Source organism: Mesorhizobium sp. P2_B5 (assembly GCF_056404775.1).
The window spans coordinates 18918-31062 of record NZ_JBFUDJ010000002.1 but is presented as its reverse complement, the minus strand read 5'-3'; the positions used below and the strand labels follow the sequence as shown (position 1 = coordinate 31062).

Below are 12145 nucleotides of genomic sequence, written 5' to 3'. Positions count from 1 at the left end.
TAGTGACAACGGATACGGCCGGATAGAAATCGGATGACTTGCCGACCAAAATCGCAAAGACCCACGGCTTGGTCGAGCTGGCTTAGCCGAGCGCGCAACTGTGCTCATTGATGGATGGGGCAGATACCAAAATAAAATCAATTGGTTATGGCCGTTTGTGTGCAAAAACTGCACACGAAAGTTCTGCTTCTCTTCTTTTTTCGTACCCACGAGGGAGCTGCCGACCGGCCTTTTCGGACGCTCAATTGCCGACGATATTCACCGCTCCTATGCGAATGTTCGCCGGGATATCCGTGAACCTCGAAAAACTAAAGCACGAAGCACTTGAGTCCGAACCTAAGAAACCGAAGACGCTGGCCTAGAAGTTACTAGATCTCTGGTGGCTACTCCGTCTCAGCATATGATATATCGCCCTTGGAGACGGGGATCCCCATGGGGCGCCCCGATTCGCGCACCCGGGTATTTCTATGATTGCGATATTGCCCCAAGCATGGGGCGACGAACTGCGCCTGACTTTCCGGCTGGCTTGGCCATTGGCCCTTGCCCAGCTCTCACAGAGCGCGCTCTTCACCACGAATATCGTGATGTTGGGGAAGCTTGGCACGCCTTTTTTGGCCGCGGGTACACTGGCTTACTCCTTCATGATGCCGTTCTTTCTTTTCGGAATCAGTGTGGTCGCCGCCGTCGCCCCGCTAGCCGCGCAAGCCCGGGGGCGTGGAAGAATCGATAGAGTCGCTGACTGTGTGACGCAGGGTTTGGTCGCCAGCTTCCTGCTGGCGGTCGCCCTGATTTGCATACTTTCGCAGATAGGATCGGTGTTCCGGTTGATCGGACAGGACCCTGGTCTCACGGAGCGCGCGGTCCGGTATATGAGGGTGGCCTCGCTGATGCTTTTGCCGGCGTTCTTCTTCTTGGTTTTCAGATCGTTGATGTCGGCATACGGCCGAAGTCGGGCTGTTTTCGTCATCACCGGCGGCGGCGTCGTGTTGAACGCATGCCTGTCAAATGTGTTGATCTTCGGTGAGTACGGCGCGCCCGCGCTTGGCATGGAAGGAGCGGCGACGGCCAATGTCGTCTCTTACGGGTTCATGGCGATCGCCGCTGCTGTGTATATTCGCCTCGATAGGGAACTCGGGGAGGCATTTCGACTTCAAGCGCTCATCCATCCGAACTGGTTGGAACTGTGGCGCATATTTCGTTTCGGAGTGCCGTTTGGTCTCACAATGTTCGCCGAGTTGATCGTGTTTTCCGGCGCGGCGCTCGTTATGAGCTACATCGGGCAGGAAGAGGTCGCGGCACATGCGATCGCGCTGCAGATGGGCGCGCTGACGTATACGGTTCCGTTCGGCATCGGAGCCGCCGCCACGGTCCGCGTCGGGACGGCTTACGGCCGCCGTGACGACCGGGCCATTCAGGCCGCAGGCTGGGTGTCTATCGCGCTCGGGGCCGCGTTCATGCTCGTTGCTGGGTTTACCTTCGTGGTTTTTGGCCGCGACGTTATTGCCATTTTCCTCGATCCGTCAGCTCCTGGCGGCCACAAAACCTTCGAACTCGCTGTTGGCTATCTCGCGATCGCTGGCATCTACCAACTTGCCGATGGTGCGCAGGTGAACGCCACACATGCCTTGAGGGGACTAAATGATACTATGGTTCCGATGCTGATTGCATTCGGAGGATATTGGTTGGTGTCGGCGCCGTTGGGAATCTATCTTGCTCTTGGCACTAGGCTTGGCGGTACGGGCATCTGGATCGGTCTCGCAGTCGGCCTTGTTGTGGTAGCGGTATCGCTTGTGACGCGTTTCGCGCTGCGGAAGCAGCTAAGAATCGTGACCTTCTGACACGGCGTGGCCGTCGCGCACCAAGCTGTTTCACAAACTTGACCGCGGATGGTTCGCCAGGGCGGCGGTCAAATCGAAATGACCTCGAGGCCTGCTTCGAATTGCGCCGACCCTCGGAAAAATATGTTCCACAATCGATTGTGAAAGCCCGCGCTTTTCTGTATTTAGAAGCTCACATGGATCGGCAAGGTCGACGGAGTTGGCTGCTGCGGGTCGGGGAGAGATTGAACGGTGGCTGATGTGGCTGGAGAGCCAAAGGGGGGAATGCGAGACGCATCGCGGCCGCAGGATCGCGAAGGTTCGACATCGTGTCGGTAGTCGTCCTGGATGTTGGTAAAACCAATCTGAAGGCGAGCCTCGTCGCCAATGATGGAGAGGTCATCCGGTCTCTTGAGGCGGAGAACCGCTCAGTCGAGGAGAATGGCTATATCGTCCAGGAACTGGAGTCCGCCTGGTGTTTCATGTTCCAGTCGCTTTGCGAGCTGTCAGAGCTCGACAAAGTGTCCGATGTAATCGTCAGCACGCACGGTTCATCGGCGATGATCGTCAACGAGGACGGGTCGACGACGCCGCTTCTCGACTATGAATCGACCATGCCGGCCGAGCTGGACATCCTTTATGCGGAAGTGGCCGACGGGCTCGAGGAACGTGGCGCCAACATAGGCCTCGGCGCGACACATATTGCCAAGCAGCTGTTCTGGATACAGCTTAAGCACCCCGATCTTTTCGCGAAGGCGGCCACGTTGATGCCGGCGCCCCAATACTGGGCCTGGCGACTGTCCGGCATTGCATCGATGGACATCACCAGCCTCACTGCCCAGTCTCACTTATGGAATGCGCGAGAGAAAAGGTTCACGTCCCTGGTCGCCAGACAGGGATGGCAGCATCTCATGGCTCCGGTGAGGATGCCCTCGCATGTGCTTGGGCCGATATCGGGTCATCTCGTGAATCTGTGGGGACAGCTCGGTGGGGTGCATGTTCGTTGCGGCGTCCACGACAGCGCCGCAAACTTTCATCGCTACCAGGCCGCCGGCTTTACCGGCGTGACGTTGCTGTCTTGCGGAACGTGGCTGGTCGGCCTGAGCGACACGAAATCGAATTCGATCCCGCATGGGATCGACGTGACCTTCCAGCAGTCGGCGCTTGATGTCCCGCTGACAAGCTGCCGGGCGATGGCCGGGCGCGAATTCGAGATATTGACCGGCGGCAGACGCGATATTGCCACCGTGGATTCTGTCAACAGGATTCTCGAATCGAAGATTCTAGCACTACCGAGCTTCGTTCGGCGCGGGGGACTGGTTCCCAATGCGGGCAACAGGGGAAGAGTTGTCGGCCCCATGCCGACCGATCCCCCAGACCTGTCGGCTCTGGCGATCGTCTACTACGCCATGCTGGCGGATCTATGCGCCGGTTATCTCGGTCATCAGCGGCAGCTCATCGTCGACGGAAATGTGACTGCGCAACCGATGCTCGGCGCTCTGCTCGCGGCGCTCGATCCAGCGCGGCGGGTCCTCGTTGCATCGGCCAGGAACGGTACGGCGAGGGGCGCAGCTATGCTGGCCGGGATCGCCCGTCCACATCAGCTGCGGTTCGAGACCATCGACTGCGGCGGCCTGAACGTGACTGCGCTACGGGACTATCATCGGGCCTGGCGCCAACAGATTGACGAATCCAACTATGGAGACCATCGGTGACACTTGAACTAAGACAACAGATGATCGAAACCTGCCTGCGGATGAATTCTTCCGGCATCAACCAGGGAACCTCGGGCAACCTCGCCGTGCGTAGCGGGAAAGGCTTCCTGATCACCCCGACGAGCTTGCGCTACGAGGTGATGAAACCGGAAGATATTGTCGAGATGGATTTTGAAGGAGGCTATTATGGTGCGCGTCTGCCGTCTTCCGAGTGGCGGTTCCATCGCGACATCCTGAAGGAGCGTTCGGACCGAAACGCCGTGCTGCACTGCCATTCATCTTTCGCGACGTCCTTCTCGTGCCACCGCCGCCAGATCGAGGCTTTCCACTATATGATCGGCATAGCCGGCGGGAACACCATCCGCTGCGCCGACTATGCGCCCTATGGCACCCAGGAATTGTCGGAGAACGCGTTAAAGGCGCTGCAGGGACGCGACGCGTGCCTGCTCGCCAATCACGGCCAGATCGCCGTCGGCCGCGATCTTAACCATGCCTTGCGCATTGCCAACGAAGTGGAGACGCTGGCGCGACAGTACATTCAGTCGCTTGCGATGGGCGAGCCAATCCTGCTCACCGACGAGGAAATGGACCATGTGCTGCGCCAGATGAAGCAGATGTCCTACGGCAACGCGCCAGATCTGGAGGGCGCCACCATCCGTCTGATACCAAAGGAAAACCATACGGGATGATTGATTCTGTGCGGCGGGCTGGCGAATCGCTGGCTCGATGCCATGCGCCAAGACAACTCATAACTAAACATATGTCATAGTCCGACCGGATACCGGTACGTTGCGGGGCCAGATCGGCTCAATAACGCCCATGTCGATCACTCCAAAGCCCCATTGTCGTGCAGGGCTGATCCAAACATGGGTCAATTCTCAATGGAAATGTCATATGCTGCCGGATCAGTTCTCGGTGGCAAATCAACACCTAGCCTCGGTTCAAGGATATTGCGCGCCATCTCAATGTGGGATCAGGCAGCTGCCTTTGGGGCTCGTTAGGGCCGGATCGTTCTCATGCCATTTCACAACCGACTGTGTAAGATTGATATCCTCTAAGGAATACGGAATCACAGCACCTGAGGTGAATTTTTGGCTATCGACAATCAACAACGCTCCACGATTTATGAACTCTCGAAAAAAGCTGGTCTTTCCGTCTCGACGATCAGTGCTGTATTGAGTGGGACTTGGTCGAGGCGGGGCATCTCAGCCCGGACGGCGGAGGCTGTGAAAGCGCTGGCAAAAGCGCACAATTACATGCCGAACAAGCAGGCCCAGGGCCTTCGCAAGTCCGTCTCGCAAATGACGGGACTGATGATCCCCTCGCACAACAGTCGGTTTTTCGCAGCGGTTGCACAGAGCTTCGAACTGAACGTTCGCCGTCGGGGAAAATGTCCTATCGTGGTTAGCGCCGGTCGTGATCCGGCCACCGAACGTGAAACCGCTAAGACATTGATTTCGTACTCTATTGAGGGTTTAGTTATCTGCGGTGCAGCCGACCCGGATGGAGTCCATGAGATTTGCAGTTCTGCTGGGCAGCGCCATGTCAACATAGACCTTCCCGGGTCGAAAGTATCGTCTGTCATCAGCGATAATTTCAATGGCGGCTTGACCCTGACGAGCGCAATTATTGAGACTGGAAACAAGGACGGCCTGCGGGCTAATGATATTCATTTTTTTGGGGGATGCAGTGAGGTCTCAACGCTCGATCGTATTCGCGGATTCAAGGTCGCTGTCGACAACTTTGCCGGTCCACCGACCGACGAAGTCATTCATTTTACTGGCTATGACCCTGCGAAAACATGTCAAGCCTTCGAGACGTATTATCAGAATCATAGCCGTGTCCCGCGTCGTATTTTCCTGAACAGTACTCTCAATTACGAAGGATTTCTTCGCTTTTCATCTCGCCATCCAGATCTTGATTTGTCCGATATCGAAATTGGTTGCTGCGACTACGATCCTTTTGCGTCATTTTGTATTTTCCGGACATGGATGATAAAGCAAGACGTGGTCGCAATGATGGAGAAGGCCTTTGATATCCTGGATAAGGATCCAGGTGACCCAACCATCTACTACATAACGCCGATACTGGTTCCTCCCAGATCTTCCCTTCCGACGCCGGAGTTGACGATGATCAATGTCGAAACGGGCGTGATATAGGGGGCGAGCTACCGGTTCTCTGGCGCACGAATGAGATCACGATGGTGGTCAAGTTACGTCGCCATTTTGACGTTTTGTAGGGCAAGTCCTTGTCCCCGTGCTGCGCGCTAGCTTGCGGCCCGTTCTTCAAATCCTGCCTCTCGCGCTTTCTCTGATCGCCGACCTCGATCGTGATAAAAAGAACTTGCCATCACAATCGATTGTGGCCCATACTTGGGCTCTCTAAGGGCGAGGAGATCGCGTTAACTGCCATTGGAGGGATTAGATAATTTCTCAGCGCTAGAGGAGGGGGCCGTCTGCCTGGCAGCGACCTTGACGCGCTCAGAAAACCGATTAACTTCGGGCACAATCGTTTGTGCTTTTGACACCGACTGATGCCTTGCATCGTCCGGTCGAGATCTTATTGGCTGAACAAGTAGAGGGAATTTACATGCCAAAACTGTACAAGGTCGCAGATATTAAGAGGGAATTCACGCCACGTGGATCATCCACTCATGTGTTTGTAGACGACAAAGATAACGCCAGCATGGCAGCTGGCGTTGTATACTTCAAAGACTCCAATATCGATTTTAGACTCTGGTACGATGAAGTCATGTTCTGCCTATCCGTGGAAGATAGCTTTTCTATCGTGATCGACGGAGAAGAGAATTTTATGAAGCCCGGTGACATGATGTGGTTGCCGGCGGGAACCTCTCTGATTTGGCGGTCGAAGGGCACGTCGGCGGCGATATTTGTGGTTACGCCTCCCGACTGGGCCGCTAGACGGCCTACGACCTAGATTTGAAGCCTCAACAGGTTGCCCTCGTTTAGGGCCGCGGCGACTGATAGGTGGGTTGGACTTGAGGCTGCCGTGCGGACGGTGCCAATTATCTCTGTGCAGCCGTACCGGCAATTCAACGGCGCGGAGGGCTGAGGTCGGATAGGCGGCGGCTTAACCCATTCGCGCAGCGCCGCCTAGGTGAAGCACCCGGCCTTGAGCGCCCCCTGGTCTTTGGAACGAGGGCGTTTCCGGTTTTCTACCAACCACTTGGAGCTGAAGAGATAATGGAAATTACCGGAAAGACCGCTCTCATATTTATGCTCACCGATCCCGTCGAACACGTCCGCGGCACGATCATTGTCAACAAGAGCTTCGAGGCTTTAGGGGTCGACGCGGTGTTCGCGCCGCTCCACGTCCGGCCCGCTGATCTCGCCTCTAGTCTTGAGGCGTTGCGAAGGATGCTTAATGTGGTCGGGCTGGGTATCACGGCTCCCCACAAGATTGCCGTGATCCCTCATCTCGAACACATGACGGAAGTCGCAAGACGGGTTGGTGCGGTGAACGCAATCCGCTTCAACGCCGATCGAACGTTGACCGGAACCAACACGGACGGGGCGGGCTTCATCGCTGGTCTTGCTGCCAACAATATCTCGGTAGCGGGACGTCGTGCCCTGATCGTTGGGGCCGGGGGTGTAGCCCGCGCTATCGCCTTTGCCTTAGCGGACGAAGGATTGGTAGAGCTCGTCCTGGCGAACCGAAATACAGAGCGTGCAGTTGCTCTTGCCGCAGAAATAGCGGCCGTCGTCCCGTCCTGCCGAATTGTGGTTCGCGATGCGAATGCGCAGGACATAGCTGCCGGAATGGACTTGGTGGTGAACGCCACCAGTCTTGGGATGAAGGAAGGCGATCCCATGCCCTTCAGCATCGCCGCCATGGAGCCAGCCGCCATTGTTGCCGAAGTAGTCGTCAATCCGGTGATGACGCCGCTGCTTCAGGCAGCTGCTGAACGCGGCCACGCGATTGTCTCCGGCGCGGAGATGCTCAAACCACAGCCGCGTCTGGAAGCGGAGTTCTTAGGGCTTCTGCCTAATCGAAGGGGATAGGCACACAACGATGCGACAATTACCTGAGATACGAGAAAGGCCAGAAATCCGGCCTCGGGGAGGGTGCCACAAGTTATGAACCTGCGGCAACATATACGCGTTGCGTACCTGCCCAGTCGTGACTCCATGTCGGCCTGACGTGAGCGAAGCGTGCTGGAGAAGGTCCCCGAGGTCCGATGCGCGTCAAGGACGGTCAATGGCGGAGAAGGCGCATGAGCATTCCGATCGCACGAACCGTCGCCGAGTTGCGCATGGCCGTGGCCGGATGGCGTCAGAATGGCCTGAAGGTCGCTGTCGTGCCGACTATGGATGCCTTGCATGAAGGCCATCTGAGCTTGGTGCGTGCCGCGCTCGCCAATCGAAACGTGCGACGAGGCGAAAGCTGGGAACAGATGACAAAGCGTTCAGCGGCAGCGTAGGATCATTCATTAACCGGTAGGTTGGTCTCCGCAAATCGAGCGGTTTGCCGTAAACAAAATCCGCCAACCCATGAGTTTTTCAGATTAGCAAGGTATCGTTTTTGAAAAACACCCGGGCCACTATCGCCGATATCGCCGCTAAGGCTGGCGTCAGCCCGTCAACAGTAGATCGAGTGCTGAACTCACGGCTTCCGGTCAAGGGGAAAACCGCTGAGCGGGTGTTATCGGCGGCCCGTGAACTGCGTTATCACGGCACAAACCTGATGATGCAGAGGATTGATGAAAGTCGCGGGTCGGTGTCTGTCGGGCTTGCCCTCCAGCACAAAACCAATCCATTTTTCCGACAATTGGCTGAGGAGATCAACGCCTATGCCAAGCATGCCCGACCCGAATGCCGCAGCATTTTGATCGAAGACTTTAGCGACCTGACCCCAAAGGGCATGGGGCGTGCGCTGCACCAGCTGGCTGCAAAGGTCGATGTAGTCGGCGTCATGGCTTTCGACCATCCTGCGGTGAATGAGGCCGTCTCTCTGCTCGCCGACATTGCAAAACCCGTCGTCGCCATCGTGTCCAATCTTTCAGCGCCTCGCCTTGCCGGCTATGTCGGGATCGATCACCAGAAAGCGGGACGTACCGCAGGATGGTCCTTGTCGAAGCTCCTCAATCGCTCTGGCAAGATCGGCATGCTGATCGAAAGCTATCAGTACCGTGCCTACCAGGAGCGAGAGATAGGTCTTCGCAATTACATTCTCGAGCACGAACCGGGTATGGAACTATGCGAGGGCGTCTACGGAATCGCTACCAACTCTGTCGTCGAGAGAATGTTCGAGGAATTACTCGCCCGTCATCCCGATTTAAGGGGGCTCTATTTTATCGGAGCCGGTGTGGCGGCGGTTTTGCGGACGCTCGAAACTTTACCTCCCGAACGTCGTCTCCACGTCGTCTGTCACGAACTGACGCCGGTGACCCGTGCGGCGCTGGCTTCCGGAACGGTCGGAATTGTTCTCGATTCGCCGCGCAAGGACCTCGCGCGCGAGATCGTTGACCAATTGGTTCGCCGCGGCTTGAATCCAGCCTCGGATCCCCGCTCCACCCATGTCGAATTTCGCCTGTATTGCCCCGAAAACCTGTAGGCTCCTGCGCCCGCAAAAAGACGTCACGATCGCTCAAACGAGCACGACTGGACAGCGCTGACCGACCATACGATATTTCATAAACGTCGACGTTGGCCAATGCGCGCGCATGCCAAAAGGCCGACAGTCGCTGGACCACCACACGAGGCATGATCTGGGTCGAAAAGGCGCATCGGGCCGAAAACCAGCCATTCATTCAGGCTTTGCGGCTGCGAGCCGCGTTCTCAGCGCGTTATGCGTGAATTTTCCCGTTGCGCAACGAGGTCAAAAGCGACGCATTCAAATGCGCCCCACCCAGTCCCAGATCAAGGCGGTTGCCATGTTTGATATATCACCCTACCGTAGTTGCAAACGCAAATGTGAGGGACGATGGTCAGCATTCGAAGTGAGTTTCTGCATGCCAAGTTCACGTCGTGGCGTGCGGAGTTGGTGGAGTTTGGCGATCATTCAGGCCGCGAATTTCTCTGGGATGGAAACGCAGACATCTGGAAGGGTACATCACCGATCCTGTTTCCCATCGTGGGTAGGGTTCCCAACGACAGCGTGATGATCGGCGGCCGGCCATATGGCTTACGTCAGCACGGATTTGCACCATCCAGTGAATTTGCCCTCATGGCCGCCGAGGAAGGTAGCTGCATCTTCCGGCTGGAGGCAAGCGCCGCCACGCGGGAGCTCTATCCTTTCAACTTTTGCCTGGATGTAGCCTACGGCTTGAACAGGAACACCCTAACCATGACGGCTAAGGTGACCAACCGCAGTGCGGACGTCATGCCTTACTCGTTCGGGTTCCATCCGGGGTTTCGCTGGCCTCTTCCTGATGCCGGAGAACGGCTTGAACATTTCATCGAATTTGAGGAGGAGGAATCCTGCGCTCTGCGTAGACTATCTGCAGGTCTTCTGGACCCGAAACCATATCCGAGTCCGGTCGCGGGCAGGAGGATTGAATTGTGCGATGAGCTATTCAGCGACGAAGCCATGATGTTTTTCGATCTTGAATCGCGACGTTTACGCTATGGCTCCGGCAAGGGAAGCTACCTTGAAATCGAATGGCGAAACCTACCCCACCTGGGCATCTGGACAAAACCTTTGGCCGGCTACGTTTGCATCGAGCCTTGGCAAGGTTTCCCCACGCCTCTCGGCTTTGATGGCGAACTTTCAGAAAAGCCTGGCATTCTCTTGCTTCAACCTGGTGAACATCGGGACTTTGAGATGTCGATCACTGTCATGGGCCGTGATCCGACTTAACTCGCCTGCAATGCATCCAAGGCATGATTGTGAGGACCGACTTGGCTTCCACCACTCGCACTTTCCGACGTCCGGCTTCACATACATGGCCAGTGCTGACTGCCCGCTGAGGCTCGTCCAGCCATCGTCCCGAAGCGCGCGCGCTATTGGTGAGGACCCCCTTGCGCCTATGGCGTTGATGGTGCCGATGCCTCGGTCTACGACCAGATCGAGGAAGCCAATCGGTTCAAGCTCACGCGACCATCATCTTTGCCAACTGCTTCAGATTTAGCCCTTCAGTCTGCAACAATTCCGGATCGCTGATTGTTTGCGCTGCGATAAGCATCTCGCTCAGCCTGACATCCTTTGCCAGGATGTTACCTTCAGCGAGCGCGCTGACGGCGACGATCCGATTGGCTTCGTCTAGGTGAAAAAGAAACAGGCCTGCGACGCCCTTTCGCCGAACGGTCCGGACTGCGGAATTCGGTAGACCAGCGACCTGGAGGGTCAGTTCATACTGATCGGACCAGAACCAAGGCATCCCAGTGAATTGCTGTGCGCGGCCAAGCATGTTCAATGCAGCTGTGCGACCTTGGTCTTTGGCCGCTCGCCAGCTCTCCAAACGGACGGATTCACCGCTAATCGTGGGAAAGCAACAGCAATCGCCGGCTGCAAACACATCAGGATCCGTCGTTCGCAAATGCGCATCAACGGAAATGCCGTTGGATACCGCCAGACCTGCATCCTGTGCAAGCGCGGTCACTGGTTGCGAACCAACGCCGGCCAGCACTACATCGGCCTGGAAAGTGCTTCCATCGGCAAACCGCAGCTCCTGGGTCCGTCCGTTCGTAGCAATTCCTGTCAGTTTCTGGCTGCAGGAAATGCGAACACCAGCACCCACATGCCTGTTGTGCAATGCAGCGGCGATTTCTGCCGGCACTGCCCGTGAGAGAATTCGTGGAAGACCTTCAAAGACCGAAACCTCGCAGCCATTCTGGCGCGCACTCGCGGCTATCTCCAGGCCGATGAAACCAGCGCCAATAATCGCGATCTGCATGCGTTGAGAGATCGCTTGCCGCACCAGGCGGGCGTCGTTCAATGTTCGGAGATAGACACAGTTCTCGCCGCCTGGAACAGGTAGCCGTCGAGGCACGGACCCGGTCGCTAACAATAGTCTCGAGTAGGCGAGACTGCCGCCGCCTACAAATTTGACTCTACGGGACGGCCGCTCGATGCTGCTGATCGTCTTGCCGCGATGCAATGTGATCTGGTGACTTGCGAAAGCCTCCAAGGGGCGGATCGAACGGCCGGGTTCACTCTCACCATCCACCCGAAGCTTGGACAGCGGAGGTCTTTCGTAGGGTACGTGCAACTCGGATCCGAAGAGATCGATCGGGCCTTCATAACCGCTCTCTCTCAAAGAGAAAGCGGCGCTGACGCCAGCTTCTCCGGCGCCAACGATAATAATGCCGCTCACGTCATCGTCTGGACGTTCACGAAGACCCGCCCGGCCTGGATGCGCACCAGATAGGTTGCAAGGTTGATGCACACCGGGGCACCCTTGGCCTGGCCAGTCTTGTAATTGAATCTTCCGTTATGTTTCGGACATTCGATGATGTCTCCCATCACCAGGCCATCAGCAAGGTGAATCTTTTCATGCGTGCAAAGCCCTTCCGTGGCAAAGAAGTTTCCGTCGGGACTGTGATAAATCGCGAAGGTCCTCCCTTCGTAGTCAAATCGTGCAACATCCTCTTCATCGATGTCATCCGTGCCGCAGGCGTCGATCCAGTTGTCTGAAGTCATGATAAAATCCGA

Annotated in this window: 10 protein-coding genes and 2 pseudogenes; 9 read left to right on the top strand and 3 right to left on the bottom strand. The window is 56.6% G+C overall.

From position 1 onward, the window contains the following. Positions 1-467 precede the first annotated feature (467 nt). From AC1D1N_RS06650 to AC1D1N_RS06630, 5 genes are all read left to right on the top strand, one after another. Positions 468-1838 (top strand): MATE family efflux transporter, encoded by a 1371-nt coding sequence (locus AC1D1N_RS06650; RefSeq protein ID WP_477347408.1) that lies wholly within the window; start codon positions 468-470, stop codon positions 1836-1838. Between the two features lie 308 nt (positions 1839-2146). Next, positions 2147-3532 (top strand): FGGY family carbohydrate kinase, encoded by a 1386-nt coding sequence (locus tag AC1D1N_RS06645; RefSeq protein WP_436260319.1) that lies wholly within the window; start codon positions 2147-2149, stop codon positions 3530-3532. Between the two features lie 20 nt (positions 3533-3552). After that, a complete protein-coding gene (locus tag AC1D1N_RS06640; protein WP_436262007.1) occupies positions 3553-4221 on the top strand; it encodes a class II aldolase/adducin family protein in 669 nt (222 codons plus the stop codon). A gap of 402 nt (positions 4222-4623) precedes the next feature. Continuing rightward, the gene (locus AC1D1N_RS06635) at positions 4624-5691 is read left to right on the top strand and encodes a LacI family DNA-binding transcriptional regulator (protein WP_436260318.1); all 1068 of its coding nucleotides are present in this window, start codon (positions 4624-4626) and stop codon (positions 5689-5691) included. Between the two features lie 430 nt (positions 5692-6121). Then, complete coding sequence (locus tag AC1D1N_RS06630) at positions 6122-6469, top strand: hypothetical protein (RefSeq protein WP_477347405.1); 348 nt, start codon at positions 6122-6124, stop codon at positions 6467-6469. On the opposite strand, the pseudogene AC1D1N_RS06625 reads toward AC1D1N_RS06630, so the two are convergent. Then, a pseudogene (locus AC1D1N_RS06625) lies at positions 6466-6642 on the bottom strand (IS481 family transposase); the annotation flags it as partial. The gene AC1D1N_RS06630 and the pseudogene AC1D1N_RS06625 sit on opposite strands and share 4 nt — an antisense overlap. A 93-nt stretch (positions 6643-6735) precedes the next feature. Between AC1D1N_RS06625 and AC1D1N_RS06620 the strand changes: the two are divergent. The 4 genes and pseudogenes from AC1D1N_RS06620 (at position 6736) to AC1D1N_RS06605 (ending at position 10351) form a co-directional block, all read left to right on the top strand. Further along, positions 6736-7554, top strand: a complete 819-nt coding sequence (locus tag AC1D1N_RS06620; protein WP_436260316.1) for a shikimate dehydrogenase family protein — start codon at positions 6736-6738, stop codon at positions 7552-7554. A gap of 212 nt (positions 7555-7766) precedes the next feature. Then, positions 7767-7907: pseudogene (locus AC1D1N_RS06615) on the top strand (pantoate--beta-alanine ligase); the annotation flags it as partial. A 167-nt stretch (positions 7908-8074) separates the two neighbouring features. Further along, positions 8075-9106 (top strand): LacI family DNA-binding transcriptional regulator, encoded by a 1032-nt coding sequence (locus AC1D1N_RS06610; protein ID WP_436260315.1) that lies wholly within the window; start codon positions 8075-8077, stop codon positions 9104-9106. 369 nt (positions 9107-9475) lie between these two features. After that, entirely contained in the window at positions 9476-10351 is an 876-nt protein-coding gene (locus AC1D1N_RS06605) for an aldose 1-epimerase family protein (protein WP_436260314.1), read from the top strand. Between the two features lie 232 nt (positions 10352-10583). Here the strand turns inward: AC1D1N_RS06605 and AC1D1N_RS06600 are convergent, their stop codons facing one another. After that, on the bottom strand, positions 10584-11807 hold the full coding sequence (locus tag AC1D1N_RS06600) for an NAD(P)/FAD-dependent oxidoreductase (RefSeq protein ID WP_436260313.1): 1224 nt from the start codon (positions 11805-11807) through the stop codon (positions 10584-10586). Then, positions 11804-12133, bottom strand: a complete 330-nt coding sequence (locus AC1D1N_RS06595; protein WP_436260312.1) for a MocE family 2Fe-2S type ferredoxin — start codon at positions 12131-12133, stop codon at positions 11804-11806. The genes AC1D1N_RS06600 and AC1D1N_RS06595 overlap by 4 nt, the downstream gene beginning before the upstream one ends. Between the last annotated feature and the right edge of the window lie 12 nt (positions 12134-12145).